Origin of the sequence: Capnocytophaga periodontitidis, assembly GCF_016126015.1 — a bacterium.
GTDB classification, from domain to species: domain Bacteria; phylum Bacteroidota; class Bacteroidia; order Flavobacteriales; family Flavobacteriaceae; genus Capnocytophaga; species Capnocytophaga periodontitidis.
Genome location: NZ_JAEFDB010000003.1, coordinates 72,214 through 92,742, shown reverse-complemented (window position 1 = coordinate 92,742; position 20,529 = coordinate 72,214). Strand labels below are relative to the sequence as shown.

The window sequence follows — 20,529 nt, the reverse complement described above, 5'->3', positions numbered from 1 at the left end:
ATACTTAGTTCTTTTTAAAAGGTAATCCTAATTCGCTTAATAATGATTTAGCTTCTTTATCAGTGTGAGCTGAAGTAACGAAGGTAATATCCATACCTGCAATCTTATTGATTTTATCGATGTCGATTTCAGGGAAGATGATTTGTTCGGTAACGCCTAAGTTATAGTTACCTCTACCGTCGAATCCATTTGCTTTGACGCCTTGGAAGTCTCTTACACGGGGAAGAGCTGTAGTGATAAGGCGGTCTAAGAACTCGTACATTCTTTCGCCTCTGAGGGTAACTTTGGCACCTATAGCCATACCTTTACGGAGTTTGAAAGAAGCGACGTCCTTTTTAGAATAAGTGGGAACAGCTTTCTGACCAGTAATTTTGGTAAGTTCGTCTACGGCGTAGTCGATTTGTTTTTTATCGGCTACGGCAGCACCAACACCACGGCTCACAACTATTTTTTCAAGTTTAGGAACCTGCATTACGTTTTTATAGCCAAATTCTTGTTTAAGAGCCGCAATGATGCGCTCATTGTATTCTTGTTTTAATCTAGGTACGTAAGCCATATTATATTACTACATTAGATTTTTTAGAGATTCGCACTTTTTTACCGTCTTTCACTTCGAAACCTACACGAGTAGCTTTTTTTGTTTTAGGGTCGATGAGGGAGAGGTTAGAAATGTGAATAGATGCTTCTTTTTCTACGATTCCACCTTGAGGGTTTTGTGCGTTAGGTTTGGTGTGTTTTTTCACCAAGTTAAGCCCCTCAACAATCGCTCTGTTCTTCTCGCGGTCTACACGTAATACTTTGCCTTCTTTACCTTTTTCTTCTCCGGCAATTACTTTTACGGTATCTCCAGTTTTAATTTTTAGTTTCATCATTTACTTTAGTTAAAAATTAAAGCACTTCTGGTGCTAATGAAACGATCTTCATAAATTGTTTATCACGAAGTTCGCGTGCTACGGGACCGAATACACGGGTACCTCTCATTTCACCAGCTGCGTTCAAGAGAACGCAAGCGTTTTCATCAAATCGGATATAAGAACCATCGGCACGGCGTACTTCTTTTTTAGTTCTTACAACCACCGCGGTAGAAACTTGTCCTTTTTTTACGTTTCCGTTAGGGGTAGCTTCTTTGACGGTAACTACAATCTTATCGCCAACAGAGGCGTATCGGCGCTTAGTACCACCGAGTACACGGATAGTTAGCACTTCTTTAGCGCCAGTATTATCGGCTACTTTTAGTCTTGATTCTTGTTGTACCATAATTACTTAGCTCTTTCAATGATTTCTACTAATCTCCAACATTTGGTTTTGCTCAATGGGCGTGTTTCCATTATGCGTACAGTATCACCAATGTTGCAATCGTTTTTTTCGTCGTGCGCAACGTATTTTTTTGTGCGCAACACGAACTTACCGTACATAGGGTGTTTTACACGTTTCACTTCTGAAACGACGATAGATTTATCCATTTTGTTGCTTGTAACAACCCCTATTCTTTCTTTTCTTAAATTTCTTTTTTCCATAAGGCAGGTTCGAATTATTGTAATTCACGTTTAGTTAGCTCACAAGCCAATCTCGCGATAGTTCTTCTTACGTTACGTAATTGAATTGGTTTTTCCAATGACGAAATTGCGTGTGCCATTTTCAAATCTGCATACGATTTCTTAAACTCACCAAGCTTTTCTTGTAGCTCAGTTATTGTCAATTTGTTAATTTCAGACTGTTTCATTGTTCTTTAATTAATTTTGATAATCTCTTGCTACAACGAATTTTGTTTTCACGGGTAGCTTTTGAGCGGCGAGGCGTAGCGCTTCTTTGGCTACGTCGAGCGGCACTCCGCCAACCTCGAACATTATTCTACCTGGTTTTACTACGGCTGCCCAGTATTCAACGGCACCTTTACCTTTACCCATACGTACTTCGAGTGGTTTTTTGGTAATAGGTTTATCTGGGAAGATTTTGATCCAAAGTTGACCTTCGCGTTTCATATAACGGGTAGCAGCGACACGAGCTGACTCGATTTGACGAGAAGTGATGAATGCTGAATCTAACGATTTAATTCCGAAAGTACCATTAGAAAGGAGCGCACCGCGGTGAGCTACGCCTTTCATTCTGCCTTTTTGTTGTTTACGATATTTCGTTCTTTTTGGCTGTAACATCTTTCTTGTTCTTTAAAAAATTACTTTTTGCGACGCGCTTTTTTGGGTGCACCAGCAGGCTTGTCAGTTGATTTACCGGAGAAGTTTCCACCGGTAGCTTTTTTAGTCATACCTACGAGTGGGGAGAGTTCTCTTTTACCATAGATTTCGCCTTTCATAATCCACACTTTGATGCCCATACGGCCATAAGTAGTGTGAGCTTCGTCAATAGCGTAATCGATATCAGCTCTAAAGGTTGAAAGAGGGATACGACCTTCTTTAAAGCTTTCGGAACGTGCCATTTCGGCTCCATTCAAACGGCCAGAAATCATTACCTTGATGCCTTCGGCGTTCATACGCATAGCTGAAGCGATAGCCATTTTGATAGCGCGTTTGTAAGAGACACGACCTTCGATTTGGCGGGCGATGCTTGCTGCAACGAGAGCGGCGTCGAGCTCAGGGCGTTTGATTTCAAAAATGTTGATTTGGATGTCTTTACCGGTGATTTTCTTAAGTTCTTCTTTCAGCTTGTCTACCTCCTGACCTCCTTTACCGATGATGATACCGGGGCGGGCGGTGGTGATAGTAACGGTTACAAGTTTAAAAGTACGTTCGATAATCACGTGAGCAACACTAGCTTTAGATAAACGAGCGAGAACATATTTTCTGATTTTGTCGTCTTCAGCGAGTTTATCTCCGTAATCATTGCCTCCATACCAGTTAGACTCCCATCCTCTGATAATTCCTAGGCGATTTCCGATTGGATTTGTTTTTTGTCCCATAGTTTATCTTAGCTTTCTGTGTTAAAATTTTTAGCTCCAAGCACTAAAGTTACGTGGTTAGAGCGTTTTCTAATTCTGTGTGCTCTTCCTTGTGGGGCTGGGCGTAAGCGTTTAAGGATAGCGCCACCATCCACGCGGATTTCTTTGATGAATACTCCTGCTTCTTCCAAGTTAGCGTTCTCGTTTTTAGCTTGCCAGTTAGCGATAGCTGAAAGCAACAATTTTTCTAAACGAGCTGCTGCTTCTTTTTGGTTGAATTTCAAAATAGCCAAGGCTTTATCTACTTGCTGACCGCGAACTAAATCTGCTACTAAGCGCATTTTTCGTGGGGAAGTAGGGCAGTTATTTAACTTTGCGAAAGCCAAGCTTTTTTTAGCTTCTTTAATTTCGTCTGCTCTTAATTTTTTTCTAACTCCCATAGCCTTAATTATTTTTTACCTTTATTTTTTGCACCTGCGTGTCCGCGGAAGGAACGAGTAGGTGAAAATTCTCCTAATTTATGTCCCACCATATTTTCAGTAATATATACAGGGACGAACTGACGACCGTTGTGTACAGCGATAGTTTGGCCAACGAAATCAGGTGTAATCATAGAAGCTCGTGACCAAGTTTTGATAACGTTTTTCTTACCTGATTGTATATTTTGTTGGATTTTCTTTTCCAAGCTATAGTGAACGTAAGGTCCTTTTTTTAATGAACGTGCCATTTGTTAGTCTCTTATTTTTTTCTGCGTTCTACAATATACTTATTACTTGCTTTGGTTTTAGAACGGGTTCTATAACCTTTAGCTGGTATTCCTTTACGTGAGCGTGGGTGACCACCGGTAGCACGACCTTCACCACCACCCATTGGGTGATCGACAGGGTTCATTACTACGGCACGTGTACGAGGACGGCGTCCTAACCAGCGAGAGCGACCAGCTTTACCAGAAAGTACCAATTGGTGGTCGGAGTTTGATACAGCTCCTATGGTTGCGAGGCAAGTGAGGAGGATCATACGGGTTTCACCAGAAGGTAATTTTACGGTAGCATACTTACCATCTTTAGCCATTAGTTGGGCGAAAGTACCTGCGGAACGAGCGATGTTAGCTCCTTGTCCAGGGCGCAATTCAATGCAAGAAATTACGGTACCGAGTGGGATTTGAGAGAGCGGCATTGCATTACCGATTTCAGGGGCGATATTTTCTTGACCTGCAACGATTACTTGATCAACTTTCAAACCTGCTGGAGCGATGATGTAACGTTTTTCGCCGTCGGTGTATTGAACAAGAGCAATGAATGCTGTTCTGTTAGGGTCGTACTCGATAGAAACTACTTTGGCGTCGATGCCGAATTTGTTTCGTTTGAAGTCGATGATACGGTACTTTTTCTTATGACCACCACCAATGTAACGCATGGTCATTTTTCCTTGATTGTTTCTACCACCAGTCTTTTTCAACGGAACGAGTAAGCTCTTTTCCGGCTTATCAGTAGTAATGGTGTCGAATTCGTTTACTACTCTAAAACGCTGACCGGGGGTAATTGGTTTTAATTTTCTAACTGACATTTTTGTCTATTTGTTAAATACTTATATATTACTATAAAAATCTATAGTTCCATCTTCTACTTGCACAACTGCTTTTTTCACTGCGTTTGTTTTAGCGATTTGCAAGCCTGTTTTTGTATAACGAGTAGAACGTTTAGGGCCGTAGTTAAGGGTACGTACGGATTTTACTTTAACGCCATAAGTAGCTTCAACTTCATTTTTGATTTGAATCTTGTTAGCGTCGTTAGCTACTACGAAAGTATAGCAGTTTTTTAACTCGCTATTTTCGGTTGCTTTTTCTGTATTTACAGGTTTAATTAATACGCTCATTTTCTTCTTATTTTGTTAAAATTGACTCTAAAACTGTTACTGAGCTCTCAGTAAGTACTACCTTTGCAGCATTGACTACTTGGTAAGTGTTTAATTCTGAAGCTGTTACCACGCTTGAAGTAGGTACGTTACGAGAGGACAAATATACGTTATTATTTGTATTTGGCAACACAAAAAGTGATTTTTTATTTTCTAAGCCGAGGGATTTCACAACAGCTGTAAAATCTTTAGTTTTAGGGGCGTTGAAATTTAAATCTTCAACTACGACGAGGGCTTGGTTTTGCACTTTAGCGCTGAGGGCAGATCGGCGAGCCAATCGTTTTACGTTTTTAGTAAGTTTTTGTGTATAATCTTTAGGACGAGGACCGAATATGCGACCGCCACCCACAAATACAGGAGATTTTACGCTACCTGCACGAGCTGTACCAGTACCTTTTTGTTTTTTGATTTTGCGAGTACTACCAGCTACTTCGTTTCTTTCTTTAGCCTTGTGAGTACCTTGACGTTTGTTAGCTAAATAGCGTTTTACATCTAAGTATACTACGTGATTGTTAGGCTCGATACCGAATACAGCATCAGAAAGGGTTACCTTTCTACCTGTTTCTTTTCCTTGTATGTTTAATACTGCTACTTCCATTATTTGTGAATAGTTACGTAAGCATTTTTGTGACCTGGGATACAACCTTTTACTAGTAAAAGATTTTTCTCAGCAACCACTTTTAATACTTTCAAGTTTTGTACTGTTACCTTTTCAGCTCCCATACGTCCAGCCATACGCATACCTTTGAATACGCGAGAGGGGTAAGACGAAGCACCTACTGAACCTGGTGCTCTGAGGCGGTTGTGCTGACCGTGAGTAGTTTGACCTACTCCGCCAAAACCGTGGCGACGTACCACCCCTTGGAAGCCTTTACCTTTGGAAGTTCCTGTGATATCGACGAACTCGCCTTCGGTGAAGAAATCGACGGTGATAGTATCACCTAATTTGTAATTGTTTTCAAAACCTTGGAATTCAACAACTTTTTTCTTTACAGAAGTACCTGCTTTTTTGAAGTGACCAAGCTCAGCTTTGGTAGCACGTTTTTCTGCTTTGTCATCGAAACCAAGTTGAAGAGCCTCATAGCCATCAACCTCTTTGGTTCTGACTTGGGTAACTACGCAAGGACCTGCTTCGATGATGGTACAAGGTACATTTTTACCGTTCTCATCAAAAATGCTGGTCATTCCTACTTTTTTTCCGATTAACCCAGACATAAAATTAAATATTAAATTAGTTATTAGTTTTTTATTTAGGAGTCAGGGGACAGGTGTGAGGTATCAGGGAATGATACCTATAAATGTTTCAGGGTCAAAAAATGCCCGAGGCTTTTTAACCCTGAATCATTTTTATCCGTTTTTCCCTAACCCGCAGTTTCGGGACATTTTAGTAAAGTTATTAAACTTTGATATCTACGTCAACACCGCTTGGTAATTCCAATTTCATCAAAGCGTCGATAGTTTTAGATGAAGAGCTGTAGATGTCGAGGAGACGTTTGTGAGAGCTCAATTGGAATTGCTCACGAGCTTTTTTGTTTACGTGAGGAGAGCGCAATACAGTAAATATTTTTTTGTGGGTAGGTAGTGGAATAGGTCCTACTACTACAGCACCAGCTGCTTTTACTGTTTTTACGATTTTCTCAGCAGATTTATCTACCAAGTTGTGGTCGTAAGATTTTAACTTTATTCTTATTTTTTGTTGATTACTCATTTGCTTAATAATTTAGTTGCCTCTGGCGTTTTTAATTACTTCGTCTGCAATGTTAGAAGGAGTTTCGGCATAGTGAGAGAACTCCATTGTAGAAGTAGCACGACCTGATGAGAGAGTTCGAAGTGCTGTTACATAGCCGAACATTTCTGATAATGGAACAAAAGCTTTGATTACTTTAGCGCCATTACGGTCGTCCATATTATTTACTTGACCACGACGGCGGTTCAAGTCGCCTACGATATCTCCCATATTTTCTTCTGGAGTAATAACTTCCAATTTCATAATAGGTTCCATCAATACGGCTTTTGCAGCGCGAGCAGCTTCTTTGTAACCCAATTTGGCTGCCAACTCGAATGACAATGAATCGGAATCGACAGGGTGGAAAGAGCCATCGATAAGAACGATTTTCATTGCGTCCATTTCGAAGCCTGCCAAAGGTCCGTTTTTCATAGCTTCTTTGAAACCTTTTTCAACTGATGGGATATACTCTTTAGGGATGTTACCACCTTTGATTTCGTTGACAAACTCAAGACCTACTTTACCTTCTTCGGCTGGTTCCATACGGAATACGATGTCGGCGAATTTACCACGACCTCCAGTTTGTTTTTTGTAGACTTCGCGGTGATCAGCTTTACCAGTAATGGCTTCTTTGTACTCTACTTGAGGTTGTCCTTGGTTTACTTCTACTTTGAATTCGCGTTTGAGGCGGTCTACGATGATATCCAAGTGCAACTCACCCATACCAGAGATGATAGTTTGTCCAGAGGCTTGGTCAGTTTTTACTTGGAAGGTAGGGTCTTCTTCAGCGAGTTTAGCTAAAGCCATACCTAATTTATCAACGTCGGCTTTTGTTTTAGGTTCTACAGCAATACCGATTACTGGATCAGGGAATACCATACTTTCGAGTACGATAGGATATTTTTCGTCGCAAAGGGTATCACCAGTTTTGATATCTTTAAAACCTACTGCAGCCCCTATATCACCAGCTTCGATGTATTCGATAGGATTTTGTTTATTAGCGTGCATCTGGTAGATACGAGAGATACGCTCTTTGTTGTTTGAACGAGTGTTCAATACGTAAGAACCTGCATCGAGGTGACCAGAGTAAGCACGGAAGAATGCTAAACGTCCTACATAAGGGTCGGTTGCGATTTTGAATGCCAAGGCTGAGAAAGGAGCATCAACGGCTGGTTTGCGTAGGGCAGGTTCGCCAGTTTCAGGATTAGTACCCTCGATAGCTTCTTTGTCAAGAGGTGAAGGCAAGTAACGGCAAACAGCATCAAGCATAAACTGTACTCCTTTGTTTTTGAATGATGAGCCGCATACCATAGGAATGATAGCCATATCCATTACTGCAGCGCGCAATGCTTTGTGGATTTCGTCTTCAGTAATAGAATTTTCATCTTCCATAAATTTTTCGAGAAGACCTTCGTCGTAACCAGCTACTTCTTCAATCAATTGAGCACGGTATTTAGCTACGTCTTCTTTCATATCGGCAGGAATTTCTACTATATCAAAGGTAGAACCTGAGTTTTCTTCGTGCCATACAATAGCGCGGTTTTTAATCAAATCTACAACGCCTTTGAAATCTGCTTCGTCACCGATAGGCAATACGATAGGCACAGCGTTAGATTTGAGCATATCTTTTACTTGGTTGCAAACATTGAGGAAGTTAGCACCTTGACGGTCCATTTTATTTACGAATCCGATACGAGGTACTTTGTAGTTATCAGCCAAGCGCCAGTTAGTTTCAGATTGAGGTTCTACACCGTCTACGGCAGAGAAGAGGAATACTAATCCATCAAGTACGCGCAAAGAACGGTTTACCTCAACGGTAAAATCGACGTGACCGGGAGTATCGATAATATTGAAGTGATACTCTTTAGCGTCGGCTGTAGGTTTACCATTTTCGGTAGGGAAGTTCCATTTACAAGTGGTTGCAGCAGATTGGATAGTGATACCGCGTTCAGCTTCTTGTTCCATCCAATCCATAGTAGATGCACCATCGTGAACTTCACCGATTTTGTGAGTTTTACCGGTATAGAAAAGTATACGTTCGGTAGTGGTGGTTTTACCAGCATCGATGTGAGCGGCAATACCTATGTTTCTTGTATATTTTAAGTCTCTACTCATCGTGTTAATTAAAATCTAAAGTGTGAGAATGCTTTGTTAGCTTCAGCCATACGGTGCGTATCCATTTTTTTCTTCACGGCAGCACCTTCTTCTTTAGAGGCCGCGATAATTTCGGCAGCCAATTTCTGAGCCATAGATTTCTCGTTGCGTTTACGAGCGTACCCGATGAGCCATTTCATAGCCATAGAGACTTTACGGTCTGGGCGAATTTGCATAGGGATTTGGAAGGTAGCACCCCCTACACGGCGAGAGCGTACTTCGACGTGAGGCATTACGTTGCTAAGAGCGTCTTTCCAAACTTCTAATGCCGACTTTTCGTCGTTATTTTTCTTTTGTTCTACGATATCGATAGCGTCGTAGAATACTTTAAAAGCCACTGATTTTTTACCGTCCCACATAAGGTTATTCACGAAGCGGGTAACCAATTGGTCGTTAAACTTAGGATCCGGTAAAAGTGGGCGTTTTTTAGCCTGTCTTTTTCTCATTTCTTTTCAGTTAAAAGATTTTGTGTGTTAAATTACTTTTTCTTACCTTTAGCTGGTGCGGCAGCGGCTTGTCCTGGTTTAGGGCGTTTAGCACCGTATTTAGAGCGACGTTGCGTTCTACCGGCAACACCGGCAGTATCAAGTGCGCCACGCACGATGTGATATCTAACACCTGGTAAATCTTTTACCCTTCCGCCTCGTACCAATACTATCGAGTGCTCTTGGAGGTTGTGACCTTCACCTGGTATGTAAGCGTTCACCTCATTGCCATTAGTTAAACGAACACGAGCTACTTTACGCATAGCAGAGTTCGGTTTTTTAGGCGTAGTGGTGTACACACGTGTACATACACCGCGGCGTTGTGGGCACGAATCCAAAGCAACCGATTTACTCTTCTTGGTAATTCTGGTTCTTCCTTTTCGTACTAATTGTGAAATTGTTGGCATAATTTACAATACTATATATTTATTTATTTGTTTACTTGAGTTTTAGGCTTTAATTATTCAAAGCGGGTGCAAAAGTACAATTATTTTTTAAAACCACAAAACTATCTGAAAGATAAGAGGTAAGAGGGATTAGGGATTAGGGGTTAGGGGTTAGATGCAGTAATCACCTATTAAAAACTGATTATCAACATATTATACATTTACTTTTTATAGAAGTGATTATATTATAAGGAGTTATATACTTTTAATTTTGTTACAAATATCACAAAAAAGTTGTTTTTTTTAGATAAGAGATAAGAGATAAGAAAATGTAAGGTGTTTAAAATGTTTTATTTGTGAAGGCGTTTATAAAAGGGCGTTTATAAAAGGGCGTTTACAAAAGGGCGTTTACAAAAGGGCGTTTACAAAAGGGCGTTTACAAAAGGGCGTTTACAAAAGGGCGTTTACAAAAGGGCGTTTACAAAAGGGCGTTTACAAAAGGGCGTTTACAAAAGGGCGTTTGCAAAAGGACGTTTACAAAAGGACGTTTGCAAAAGGGCGTTTGCAAAACGCCCCTACATAACATACTACAAAAGTGATTGATTATCACAACTCCACGAATTTTCACGAATTTTCACCTGACGGTAAATTACGAATCTATTTGTATTTGTTATTAGAAAGTATTACCTTTGCCTTTGATAAACATTTTTTACAATGAGGAGTCTTTATTTCATTACTATTATAGTAATTATAATGCTGGGGGTGGTACACTCGGCACTGAGTTTTAAGAAGTATGAGCATTTTTCAGCTGAAGGTTTTTGGTTTTTCAGTGCTGGATTAGCTCTTATCTTTGCTGGGATTGCTAACTTGATGCATTACCAACTGCAACTGCCTCTTAGTTTTCGTTATTGTATTATTATAAATGTACTTTTAGTGGGATTCACTGTGCTATTAGCTGTAAAAGTTCATTTACCTACTACATTATTGGTAGCGTTTTTTTCGGTATTGATGACCTTTCTGATATTAATAAACAAGTAAATATGGGAAATATATGTTTTTACTCAACATTACCTTTTACTATTGAGGAAGAAAAAATAACGCAGTGGTTTGACGAGTTGAGAAATTTTAATAAAAAATACACCCGAAAAGGTATAATCTAATTAGCTAATTTGCTAATTAGTCAATTTACTAATTATGAATATCGCTTCTTTTGTAAAGGAAAGGCGTAAGGAGTTACGCCTTACACAGCCTGAATTGGCAATGCGAGCGGGCGTTGGACTGCGTTTTGTACGCGAATTGGAACAAGGTAAAAAAAACTTGCGTTTGGATAAAGTAAATCAAGTATTGGCTCTCTTCGGTGCCGAAGTAGGAGTCGTAAGTATTATTGAGGAATGAAACAAGTAGTAAGCGTTACCTACTTGGCAACAGTGGGTTGAGAGTAGTTTTCTTTCTGCTGCAATGAAAGAACAATACACCCATTTGATAATTTCCAAATTTACTAATTTACTAATCGATTAAAAAAACTAATAACTATATATAATTTTGACGAACTCGACGCCCCTACTGATCACCTTATAGACGAGGAAATACAAGCGTATGACCTGCCTTATTATATAGAACTAATATTTGAAGGTTCTACTCTTATAGATTTGCCCAAATACGCAAGACAGTACAAGGCAAACTTTGTGATACATTGAAAAAGGAATCGTTTAAATGATAATTAAAAAACAATCAAAATGATTAGAAAAATAATTTATCTTTTCTTCCTTATAGGAGTACTTATCTCTTGTGATTTTATTAATAATCAAAGTAATAACAATCAAAACAAACAAGAGGAAGAATTAGATTGTGAAGAAATTATTTCAAAAATTGTACAATCAAGTTCTTTAGATTGGAAACATTACCCTGAAGCTTTCACAAGAATAGATCGCATTTCGGGAGATAGTATATTTATCAAAGTCTTTTTTGATATGGATATTACTGATAAAGATGAATCTAATACCAAACAAATTGTTGAAAATGCCGTTGCTTGGTTATTGCTTTGTGTGAAGGAAAAAAAACTGTACAATATAACTTACGATATAGAAAATCCTATTATTCTAACTTTCGACAAAAATTTACTTACTGCAGATAACATTGAAAAAATATGTAAGGAGAGTAATGAAAACAAAATTATATCGGAATCTGAAAGTAGTAACCATACCAAGATAAAGAAGAATTTAGTGGATAAAAGATATGAGGGGAAATGGAAATGCTTTAAATACATTAAAGATGATGGAAATAACAATGAAAATGAAATATTTAGTGAGAACTACGCTAAGCAATTTTCTCATTTTGCTCAATTTGAAATAAAAAAAGATTCTTTGATCGTTCCTAAGGGTTGTTCTAAATACGTTTTTCAGTATAAATACCCCACAAAATTAAAAAAGGATAATGAGGAGGATAGTTACATAATATTTTTAAAACCTAAACAGGATAGTATTAGTTTTATCAAAGGGATTGAAGATGATTTGCAGTGTGATAATACCTTTAATACATTGTATTTGAACGATACAACTATTATCTTCCGTGACAGAGGTTATTTCTTCTATTTTAAAAAGAAATACAAAGATGATTCTGCAAGTAAAAACTTTCATATAGAAGGAATTCCAGGTGATGACAGAAATTATTGGAAAGTAGAAAAAGAATATAATTTTAGCGACCTCCAAGAGGCATACAATTGCTTTTTAACCGATTTTCCTTATGCTTCAGAAAACTTATTGAATAAAATACCTCTAAAAAGTTTCTATGATAATAAACACTATATAAATTACACAATACAGAAAAACAGTGTTATCATAGAAAAAGAAGTGCCCTTAGGAATTGTTTCAATCAGCTTAAAAAAGAAGAATAATGTATGGCTTTTGTCCTATGAAATAAAGTATCCACAAGAGTAATTTCTCATTTTTTATAGTAAGAGCATCTTCACTTTTTCAATCAGATTTTGATAAATTTATTCAATAACATTATGACCTCCGACGAATTTGCAAAGAACTTTTATCTCGAAAAACTAAATATTCTAAAATCCTGCTTTGAAGAGCAGCCCGAATACCCCAGCACTGTAAATGCTAAAATAAAAGAAATGGCACTCAGTAGCACTCATCAAGAGCAGCTTAAAGATGTAATAGATACCCTCTTAACAGATGTGTTTTACAGCATTTTATTAGGATTAGATGGCGAAAATTCCATAGGCAACACCCAGCAGACTTACAAAATATACGATAAAGATGGCAATCTTATTTCCGATTGTGGGGAATTGGAAGTCAGTGCTTATGAATACTTTCACGAGGGCAAATATGAAGAACAACAATGACACATAACTTATTTCAAAACATCTACAAACACCCTCTGATAGGAGCGCAAGAACTACAACAAATACAAAAAGCCCATCAGCCTATTGCTTTTCGCAAAGGTGATTTTATCTTGCGTAAGGACGAAATAGCTCGTGGTTATCTCATCTTGCAGAGAGGAGTTGCTCGCGCCTTTGTGTATGACTATGAAGGGAATGATATCTCTACCGACTTCTTTTGTGAAGGTGAAATTATCGTGCAAGAACTTTCTCTTTTTAAGCATTTGCCTTCTGCCGAAAATATCCAAGCCCTTACCGATTGTGAGGGCTGGCATATCGATTATGACCATTTTCAAGAACTTTATCACAGTTTGAAAGGATATTCGGAATGGGGGCGACTCTTTATGACAGAGAAATTGTTTGAGGCAAAGAAACGATCGCTTGAAATGATTATACTCCCTGCCAAAGAGCGCTATATGCAGTTTATTAAGGAAAAACCGAGTGCTATAAAGTACGCCCCCTTAAAACATATAGCTACTTATTTAGGCATTACAGATACTTCGCTGAGTCGTATCAGGAAAGAAATGTGAAAATCTTGTCTTATGGCAAGATTTTTTTTGTTTGAAGGCAGTACTTTTGCCCCCGAATTTTAAAAAGTATTTAAAAATGACAAAAACAAAACACTTTGATTTTCTTTTATCCATTCGCAAAAACCTATTGACTTACTTGGATAATCTTACTCCTGAACAATTAGGTTATATTCCAACAGGTTTTTCTAATAATATCTTTTGGAATATAGCACATTGTATTGCTGTACAGCAATTCTTATGTTATCAACTCAGTGGAAATAAACTGCTAATAAGCAATGATTTTTTAGAGAAATACAATCGTGGCACCTTTCCTCAAAAGATTGCACCTTCAAAGGGAGAAATCTACCAAGTAAAGGAATTGTTACTTAGTACAGTAAATCAATTACAAGAAGATTATCAAGGAAGGTTATTCAATGAGTTTCCAACGGTTAAGGTAGGTTTATTTTCTATTGATACTATAGAAGATGCTATGTATGTAAACAATATGCACGAATCGAGACATTTGGGAACTGTAGTCGCTTTAAACTATTTTAGCTCAAAAATTTAATATATGGCTTATAGTATAACACTTGCCAATAGAGTTCGCGAATATTTAGCTGAAATTCCTCATATCACGGTGGAGGAAAAGGCGATGTTTGGCGGTTTGGCTTTCTTGGTGAATAACAAGATGTGCATCAATATAGGAGATGATTGCCTAATGTGTAGGTTTGACCCTAAGCAGACAGAAGAAATTGCCGAAAGGCAGGGCTTCTCGCCAGTGGTAATGAGAGGGAAAGAGCTCTCTGGCTATTGCTATGTAGAGCCCTCAGGGTATAGCCAAAAAGAGGACTTTCAGTTTTGGTTGCAACTCTGTTTAGAGTTCAACAGCAAAGCAAAGAGTTCTAAGAAAAAGAATAAAACAACTAAAAAGTCCCTGTGAGGTACTTACCTCATAGGGATTTTTGTTAATCATCAATTGCCCCACTAATCATCATAAATTCTATTTTAACGTGAGTTCGACGTAAGTAATTACTTAACAATCAGTAAAATATTTTTAATCTCCCACGAATTTCACAAATTTTCACGAATTTGGGAATGTATAAAAGTCTTTATTTTTTATTATCTCACGAATTTTCACCTGACGGTGAATTATTTTGTGAATATATTATGATATAAAGCTGTAAATCAATATTCTGTTATATCGAACTGACGTTATTTTAGAAAATTGTTTATAAAAAACATTGTTAAAAATATTTGTTGTATCTTTGTCTCTCGAAATATAGTTTAAGGTTCTTAAAAGCCTGACCTATAAAACTCACAAAGTAAGAATAAATAACAAAATAAGTAAGAATTATTATGAAAGCATTGTACACAGCAGTGGCGACCGCTACCGGTGGTCAAAAAAGGAAAGTAACTTCCGATAATGGCGTGTTAAGCCTTGAACTACGCTCTCCTAAAGCCTTAGGTGGGGCTAATGACGATTATACCAATCCTGAGCAACTCTTTGCAGCTGGCTATGCGGCTTGTTTTGACACTGCTCTGAATTTGGTTATTAGGCAAGCTAAAGTAACCACTGGCGAGACCTCTGTAACAGCACACGTATCTATAGGAAAGCTCGATAATGGCGGCTTTATTTTTTCAGTAACCTTACAAGTGAATATACCCGATGTATCACTTGAACTAGCCAAAGAACTTGCCGCAAAAGCACATCAAGTTTGTCCGTATTCTAACTCTACTCGTGGGAATATAGAGGTAATTACAGAAGTGACAAATAACTAATAAATCTCCGTGTGGTATGACTACACGGGGATTTTTTCATTAGCTAACTTGCTAATTATCTAACTATTCTTACTTTTGTCGCTTGAAAAAGAAAACCTTAAGCACAATGAGAAAATTACTTTATGTGTTATTAACACTATTATCTTCGGCTTCTGCCTACTCACAGATGCTTTTTTCGGAAAAATCTCACGATGACGATAGATAGTACCAAAACCCTACAAGGGAGCTTGATGCCTATCTTGGACTTCAAAACCGAAAAAGAGGACGTTTTTACTCTTAAAAATACAGCAAACCTCAACTTGCTCATCAATCGCAATAGGGTCATCAATGTAATTAACAAGTTTGAACTTTCTACTTATGGTAGTCAAGTAATCTTAAGTGGTGGGTATGTACATTTAGAATACCGCTACTTGTTAGACCACGCTTTTGAGGTGTATCCTTATGCCGAATCACAATGGGCAGAGAGCAGGGGAATGAACCACAAGATTTCTACGGGGTTACAGTCGCGCTATCGATTAATAAACACTAATTCCTCACTGATGTTTGCTGCTGTAGGCTTATTCTTTGAATACGAAAAATGGCAACACCCTGCCCCTGATACCAATACCCCTGACCACACTTATAGTCGTAGTATCAAAACTCATTTATCGCTCAGCTACAAACTTCAATTAGCTGAGAAATGGACGTTTATCACCACTGCTATACATCAGGGGAAACCCGATAGCACTTACTTCAAAGAAGCGCGTTTTGGCGGGGCACTCGACCTCACTTACAACATTACCCCTACCATAGGCATTATGGGTACTTACCGAATTATCTATGACACTGCCCCTATTGTACCTATAAAAAAAGAGTATCATTCGCTTGAAGTAGGGCTTAATGTTTCATTTTAATTATCAATTTGTCGATTTGTCAATTAGCAAATTAGTAAATTGTCTCATCAATAAATCAATTTTATGTTTACAATTCCTTATATTGAATCCGAGGAGTTTTTCTACTTGGATGTGTTCCTAAAACTCTTTTAGGATTGTTGGCTATTGCCCTAATTATCAACAAATCGGGCAAGGGTAATTTGGCGCCTACTTCGGCTATGGATCAGGTGCAAAACTACGTACTTGGGGGTATTATCGGGGGGCGTGATTTACAGTCCGTCGGTTACGCTCTTTCAGTTTGCTATTGTATTGATTATTTGGGCATTACTCATCATTGGCTTGCGAAAACTCAAAACCAAGAACCACGCTTTTAAGAGTTTTATAGATGGTAACCCCGTGATTGTTATCAATCGTGGCAAGATAGACATCGCGGCTTGCAAAAAAGCTAAAATCACAGCACACGAACTCGCTTTCAAGCTCCGCAAAGAAGGGGTTTACTACATCAGGGATGTAAAAAGAGCCGTACTTGAACAGAATGGTGAGCTCATTATTGTATTATCGGGTGAAGAAAATCCTAAATACCCTATCATCACCGATGGTATTATCCAAAAAAGCGTATTGGAAGATGTAGATAAAACTGAAGAATGGTTGTTTGCGAAGCTACAAGAATTAGGCTATGATAGTCCGTCGGAAGTATTTTTAGCAGAATACGAAAGTGCGCAAATAAAGGTGATACTGTATGATAATTAGCAAATTACCCCCAAAGAATTCCATCATCATAGTACACTACCTTGTCTCCTATAACACGAGCTGGGGCAGTGTATTTATGAAGTTCTTCTTTGTCTATTGCCATAATATGGTCTACTTGCCATCCTTTGGCTTTCAGATAATCGGATATCATCGATCTATGACAGCGCCACCAGAGGGCTTCAGCGCACATATAAGCCGTTGTTTCTCTTTTGGCAATAGCGATAAGCTGCGCAATACCTTCTTCAAAATCAAGAGTTTCCATATAATCGGCATAAGCGCGGAAAGACTCATTATGCCAGCGGGTATTCTTGGAGTCTTTGTGCACTTTTCGTCTGCCCCCCAATAGCGCCAAATGAGTATAAGCAATACCAACTTGGGGTAATGCCACTTCTAAATTCTCTTTGTTGAATTGCGGATATTTGTTAGACCCTGGTAGTCCCCTAACATCCACTAAATGTTGTATCTCAAACGATTGTAACATTTTTATAAACTCCTCCAAGGTATGGGTAGAGTGCCCTATAGTATATATTTTCTTCATAATCAGAAAGCAAAAGTAGGAAAAAACAGTGAATTATCATTGCCTAATGAGCAAATTATTACTATCTTTGCCCCTAATATTTAAACTAACATCATAAATACTTAACATTATGAGTTTCTTAAAAAACCTATTTAATCTACACCAAGGCGAAGAGAAAAAAGAAAAAGTAATTGAGGATATCCTCAGCAATATCTCTTTCAGAGGTGCTAACTTGTGGATTTTAGCCTGTGCTATCCTTATTGCTTCAATTGGACTAAATGTCAATTCTACGGCTGTTATTATCGGAGCGATGCTTATCTCTCCGCTTATGGGGCCTATCGTGGGGGCAGGATTTGCGTTGGCTACCTACGACTTTGAGCTACTGAAGAAAACAGGGCGCAGTCTGCTTATCGCTACCGTTGTGAGCCTTATAGTATCGTTTATCTACTTCTATATCAGTCCGTTTAAGGATGTGCAGTCGGAGCTTTTAGCTCGCACCTCGCCTACTATCTACGATGTGTTTATTGCCTTTGTGGGTGGGTTGGTAGGGGCTATCTCGCTCACTCGCGAGGACAAAGGAAATCCTATCCCTGGGGTAGCTATCGCTACTGCCCTAATGCCTCCGCTTTGTACAGCAGGTTTTGGCTTAGCGACCGGCAATATTAGCTACTTTTTAGGGGCTTTTTACCTATACAACATTAACTGCTTCTTCATAGGTATTGCTACTTTTCTCATTATTAAATACTTGAAATACACCCCTAAGAATACGGGTAATGAGGCGCTTAACAAACGTTTGCGGATTGTTATTTCTACCTTGGTAATCCTCATTGTTACCCCGAGTTTGTATTTGGCATATACTCTTTTGAAAGAGAAGGAATTCCACGAGAATGTGGCACACTATATCACTGCAGAGTTTGAAAATAGCGGTTATACTATCATTTATAAGAAAATACGTTACAATACGAACCCTAAAAGCATAGAATTAGCGTTTTTGGATAAGAAATTTAGCGATGAAGAGCTGAAAACGCTACAAAGCAACCTTAAAAAATTCAAATTGCTCAATACCAAGCTTATTATACTACAAAAAGAATCGGAAATTGATAAAGAAATACTATCAGAAATCAACAAAAACAAGTCGTCGCTCTCTAGTAAAGATGTGATGATAAAGAACCTAACTGACGAGCTGGAAAAATACAAGCCTACTGATGCTACTTTTGCTAAAGAAATGCAGGTATTATTCCCGAGCATAGACGATTTTTATTTTGGTAAGCTGAACCTCTTGTCTAATAAAGATTCTCTACAAACGGCTACTGTACTGCTCTACACGCCTAAAAAAGAAACTGTGAAGGGTAAAGAAGTCGCCAAAGAAGTAGATACCCAAAAGTTACAACAATGGCTCGTTGAGAAGTTTGGCGACAAGAAAGTAATTTGTAAATTGGCAGATTAGGTCGTAGCACGACAAGCTGTAAAAAATTCCCTGTGTAGTGAATAACTGCACGGGGAGTTTTTTATTTGTTAATTTTTACTATCTTTGTCCCCATAGAAAAAATTCAATCGTTATAGGGGTATAATATTAAATTTAAAAATATATGAAAGATTTTGTATTGATTTTTCGTTTGAACAACATCGCTGATTTCAAACCTACTCCTGAGCAAATGCAAGAACGTATGAACTGGCTTGCAGGTATCGCTTCACAAAACAAATTAGCCGACAAAGGCAATACCCTTTTGCCTATCGCTGGTAGTGCCAAAACTATCAAAGCCGATAAGGTTGTAACCGATGGACCTTTTACCGAAATTAAAGAGTTTATCAGTGGCTATGTGGTAGTAAAAGCTGAAAACATTGATGAAGCAGTGGAAATGGCTAAAGCCAACCCTATTTTTGAACAAGTAGGTGGCAGTATTGAAGTACGTGAAGTGCTAAAAAGAGATTAAAATGCCTCACTCACAACTTTTATCCGATTTGTTTCGAAAAGAATACGCTAAAATGGTGGCAGTGTTATGTCGCCATTTTGGCTTTTCTCATTTGGAAATTGCTGAAGATATTGCGAGTGATACTTTCTTAAAAGCCTATGAATTATGGGAAATACAGCCCTTGCCTACTAACCCTACTGCGTGGCTTTACACCGTCGCTAAAAACAAAGCTAAGGACTATGAGAAACACATAGCTATATTTGAAGATAAAGTAAAAAAGACACTTACACCTACTGAGAAAAGCGAAGAACTTACCTTTGAAACTTCTGAAATAAACGACAGTCAGTTAGAAATGCTTTTCAATATATGTGACCCTTCTATTTCTGTAGAATCACAAATAAGTTTGGCTTTGCAAATACTCTGTGGTTTTACAGTAGAAGAGATTGCCAATGCCCTACTCACCAATACTGAAACTATAAAAAAACGACTTCTTAGAGCTAAAAGCAAACTCAGAGAGCATCATTTTCAAATCAAAACCGTAATCCCAGCCGATATACAAGCCCGATTAGAAACTGTACTGCGCTGTTTGTACTTATTTTTCAATGAAGGCTATTTTTCCGAAACTAACAATCAGTTTATACGAAAGGAGTTTTGCAAAGAAGCCTTACGTCTTACGCTCTTACTTGCCGAGCACCCTCAAACTGATACGCCACAAGTGAATGCTCTTTTATCGCTGATGTGTTTCCAAAGTTCCAGACTTGAAGCCCGTATCAATACCACTGGTGAAAACACTCTTTATGAACAACAAGATAAAAGCAAATGGGATAAAGAACTCATACACAGAGGCAACTATTACTTAGTAAAAGCCTGCGAAGGATCACAAATCTCTAAATATCACTTAGAAGCTGGTATTGCCTATTGGCATACTACCCCTACCGATGAAAATAAGTGGGAGTATATTCTCCGCCTATATAACCAACTCATTATCATTGAATATTCTTCTGTAATAGCCTTAAATAGGACTTTTGCTTACGGCAAGGTGTACGGCAAAGAAAAAGCTATTGTAGAGGCTGAAAAATTAGGATTACAAAACAATCGTTACTACCACGAGTTATTAGGATATTTGTATACTGATATCAATAACCAAAAAGCAATTGCTCACTACCAAAAAGCGATTGCTCTTTCTAAATCGGCTAACGAGCGAGCAACACTGCAAAAACAGATAGAACAATTAGTGAAATAA

General features: G+C 38.3%; 29 protein-coding genes and 2 pseudogenes. 13 read left to right on the top strand and 18 right to left on the bottom strand.

Translation table 11 applies throughout. The features are described from left to right. Positions 1-4 precede the first annotated feature (4 nt). The 17 genes from rplE to rpsL form a co-directional block, all read right to left on the bottom strand. Positions 5-556: a 50S ribosomal protein L5 gene (rplE, locus tag I7X29_RS06575; RefSeq protein WP_053581609.1), complete on the bottom strand. Its 552-nt coding sequence runs from the start codon at positions 554-556 to the stop codon at positions 5-7. Position 557: 1 nt separating this feature from the next. Beyond that, positions 558-872, bottom strand: a complete 315-nt coding sequence (gene rplX / locus I7X29_RS06570; protein WP_009750928.1) for a 50S ribosomal protein L24 — start codon at positions 870-872, stop codon at positions 558-560. 16 nt (positions 873-888) lie between these two features. Continuing rightward, positions 889-1,257, bottom strand: coding sequence for a 50S ribosomal protein L14 (gene rplN / locus I7X29_RS06565; protein WP_002675043.1), 369 nt, complete (start codon positions 1,255-1,257; stop codon positions 889-891). 2 nt (positions 1,258-1,259) lie between these two features. After that, positions 1,260-1,517 (bottom strand): 30S ribosomal protein S17, encoded by a 258-nt coding sequence (gene rpsQ, locus I7X29_RS06560; protein WP_002675041.1) that lies wholly within the window; start codon positions 1,515-1,517, stop codon positions 1,260-1,262. Positions 1,518-1,531: 14 nt separating this feature from the next. After that, entirely contained in the window at positions 1,532-1,723 is a 192-nt protein-coding gene (gene rpmC, locus I7X29_RS06555; protein ID WP_002675028.1) for a 50S ribosomal protein L29, read from the bottom strand. A gap of 10 nt (positions 1,724-1,733) precedes the next feature. After that, positions 1,734-2,153 carry a 50S ribosomal protein L16 gene (rplP, locus tag I7X29_RS06550; RefSeq protein ID WP_002679503.1) on the bottom strand — a complete coding sequence of 140 codons (420 nt, stop codon included), beginning with the start codon at positions 2,151-2,153 and terminating at the stop codon, positions 1,734-1,736. Positions 2,154-2,173: 20 nt separating this feature from the next. Beyond that, entirely contained in the window at positions 2,174-2,914 is a 741-nt protein-coding gene (gene rpsC, locus I7X29_RS06545) for a 30S ribosomal protein S3 (RefSeq protein WP_198473483.1), read from the bottom strand. A gap of 8 nt (positions 2,915-2,922) precedes the next feature. Further along, on the bottom strand, positions 2,923-3,333 hold the full coding sequence (rplV, locus tag I7X29_RS06540; RefSeq protein ID WP_009750929.1) for a 50S ribosomal protein L22: 411 nt from the start codon (positions 3,331-3,333) through the stop codon (positions 2,923-2,925). A gap of 8 nt (positions 3,334-3,341) precedes the next feature. Next, a complete protein-coding gene (gene rpsS, locus I7X29_RS06535; protein WP_002675018.1) occupies positions 3,342-3,620 on the bottom strand; it encodes a 30S ribosomal protein S19 in 279 nt (92 codons plus the stop codon). A gap of 11 nt (positions 3,621-3,631) precedes the next feature. Continuing rightward, a complete protein-coding gene (gene rplB / locus I7X29_RS06530; RefSeq protein ID WP_088595131.1) occupies positions 3,632-4,459 on the bottom strand; it encodes a 50S ribosomal protein L2 in 828 nt (275 codons plus the stop codon). Between the two features lie 21 nt (positions 4,460-4,480). Continuing rightward, positions 4,481-4,768 (bottom strand): 50S ribosomal protein L23, encoded by a 288-nt coding sequence (gene rplW / locus I7X29_RS06525; protein WP_009750932.1) that lies wholly within the window; start codon positions 4,766-4,768, stop codon positions 4,481-4,483. 7 nt (positions 4,769-4,775) lie between these two features. Beyond that, positions 4,776-5,405: a 50S ribosomal protein L4 gene (rplD, locus tag I7X29_RS06520; RefSeq protein ID WP_198473481.1), complete on the bottom strand. Its 630-nt coding sequence runs from the start codon at positions 5,403-5,405 to the stop codon at positions 4,776-4,778. Then, a complete protein-coding gene (rplC, locus tag I7X29_RS06515) occupies positions 5,405-6,022 on the bottom strand; it encodes a 50S ribosomal protein L3 (protein ID WP_009750934.1) in 618 nt (205 codons plus the stop codon). Before rplC ends, rplD begins: the two co-directional genes overlap by 1 nt. A gap of 181 nt (positions 6,023-6,203) precedes the next feature. Beyond that, positions 6,204-6,515: a 30S ribosomal protein S10 gene (gene rpsJ / locus I7X29_RS06510; RefSeq protein ID WP_002679460.1), complete on the bottom strand. Its 312-nt coding sequence runs from the start codon at positions 6,513-6,515 to the stop codon at positions 6,204-6,206. Between the two features lie 12 nt (positions 6,516-6,527). Continuing rightward, positions 6,528-8,648, bottom strand: coding sequence for an elongation factor G (fusA, locus tag I7X29_RS06505; protein WP_088595132.1), 2,121 nt, complete (start codon positions 8,646-8,648; stop codon positions 6,528-6,530). Between the two features lie 8 nt (positions 8,649-8,656). After that, the gene (gene rpsG, locus I7X29_RS06500; protein WP_002679527.1) at positions 8,657-9,133 is read right to left on the bottom strand and encodes a 30S ribosomal protein S7; all 477 of its coding nucleotides are present in this window, start codon (positions 9,131-9,133) and stop codon (positions 8,657-8,659) included. A 32-nt stretch (positions 9,134-9,165) separates the two neighbouring features. After that, positions 9,166-9,579 carry a 30S ribosomal protein S12 gene (gene rpsL, locus I7X29_RS06495; protein ID WP_002679283.1) on the bottom strand — a complete coding sequence of 138 codons (414 nt, stop codon included), beginning with the start codon at positions 9,577-9,579 and terminating at the stop codon, positions 9,166-9,168. Positions 9,580-10,272: 693 nt separating this feature from the next. Here rpsL and I7X29_RS06490 point away from each other — a divergent pair. The 10 genes and pseudogenes from I7X29_RS06490 (at position 10,273) to I7X29_RS06445 (ending at position 16,856) form a co-directional block, all read left to right on the top strand. After that, a complete protein-coding gene (locus I7X29_RS06490; RefSeq protein ID WP_009750937.1) occupies positions 10,273-10,596 on the top strand; it encodes a hypothetical protein in 324 nt (107 codons plus the stop codon). 156 nt (positions 10,597-10,752) lie between these two features. After that, positions 10,753-10,953: a helix-turn-helix transcriptional regulator gene (locus tag I7X29_RS06485; RefSeq protein ID WP_225879463.1), complete on the top strand. Its 201-nt coding sequence runs from the start codon at positions 10,753-10,755 to the stop codon at positions 10,951-10,953. 341 nt (positions 10,954-11,294) lie between these two features. Continuing rightward, the gene (locus I7X29_RS06480) at positions 11,295-12,494 is read left to right on the top strand and encodes a hypothetical protein (RefSeq protein WP_198466407.1); all 1,200 of its coding nucleotides are present in this window, start codon (positions 11,295-11,297) and stop codon (positions 12,492-12,494) included. 71 nt (positions 12,495-12,565) lie between these two features. Continuing rightward, positions 12,566-12,910, top strand: coding sequence for a hypothetical protein (locus tag I7X29_RS06475; protein ID WP_198466408.1), 345 nt, complete (start codon positions 12,566-12,568; stop codon positions 12,908-12,910). Next, positions 12,907-13,476 (top strand): Crp/Fnr family transcriptional regulator, encoded by a 570-nt coding sequence (locus I7X29_RS06470; protein WP_198473479.1) that lies wholly within the window; start codon positions 12,907-12,909, stop codon positions 13,474-13,476. Before I7X29_RS06475 ends, I7X29_RS06470 begins: the two co-directional genes overlap by 4 nt. Positions 13,477-13,552: 76 nt before the next feature. Further along, the gene (locus tag I7X29_RS06465; RefSeq protein ID WP_198473477.1) at positions 13,553-14,023 is read left to right on the top strand and encodes a DinB family protein; all 471 of its coding nucleotides are present in this window, start codon (positions 13,553-13,555) and stop codon (positions 14,021-14,023) included. Positions 14,024-14,026: 3 nt separating this feature from the next. Then, positions 14,027-14,395: a TfoX/Sxy family protein gene (locus tag I7X29_RS06460; RefSeq protein ID WP_198473475.1), complete on the top strand. Its 369-nt coding sequence runs from the start codon at positions 14,027-14,029 to the stop codon at positions 14,393-14,395. A 416-nt stretch (positions 14,396-14,811) separates the two neighbouring features. Continuing rightward, a complete protein-coding gene (locus tag I7X29_RS06455; RefSeq protein WP_198473473.1) occupies positions 14,812-15,234 on the top strand; it encodes an organic hydroperoxide resistance protein in 423 nt (140 codons plus the stop codon). A gap of 106 nt (positions 15,235-15,340) precedes the next feature. Further along, positions 15,341-16,127: pseudogene (locus tag I7X29_RS06450) on the top strand (hypothetical protein). Positions 16,128-16,190: 63 nt separating this feature from the next. Further along, positions 16,191-16,856: pseudogene (locus I7X29_RS06445) on the top strand (DUF421 domain-containing protein). A 4-nt stretch (positions 16,857-16,860) separates the two neighbouring features. Here the strand turns inward: I7X29_RS06445 and I7X29_RS06440 are convergent. Further along, on the bottom strand, positions 16,861-17,394 hold the full coding sequence (locus I7X29_RS06440; RefSeq protein WP_198473471.1) for a DUF488 domain-containing protein: 534 nt from the start codon (positions 17,392-17,394) through the stop codon (positions 16,861-16,863). A 109-nt stretch (positions 17,395-17,503) separates the two neighbouring features. Here I7X29_RS06440 and I7X29_RS06435 point away from each other — a divergent pair, with 109 nt between their 5' ends. The 3 genes from I7X29_RS06435 (at position 17,504) to I7X29_RS06425 (ending at position 20,529) form a co-directional block, all read left to right on the top strand. Continuing rightward, positions 17,504-18,820: a DUF389 domain-containing protein gene (locus I7X29_RS06435; RefSeq protein WP_198473470.1), complete on the top strand. Its 1,317-nt coding sequence runs from the start codon at positions 17,504-17,506 to the stop codon at positions 18,818-18,820. A gap of 142 nt (positions 18,821-18,962) precedes the next feature. Further along, positions 18,963-19,307, top strand: a complete 345-nt coding sequence (locus I7X29_RS06430; RefSeq protein ID WP_002666814.1) for a YciI family protein — start codon at positions 18,963-18,965, stop codon at positions 19,305-19,307. Between the two features lies 1 nt (position 19,308). After that, positions 19,309-20,529: an RNA polymerase sigma factor gene (locus I7X29_RS06425; protein ID WP_198473469.1), complete on the top strand. Its 1,221-nt coding sequence runs from the start codon at positions 19,309-19,311 to the stop codon at positions 20,527-20,529.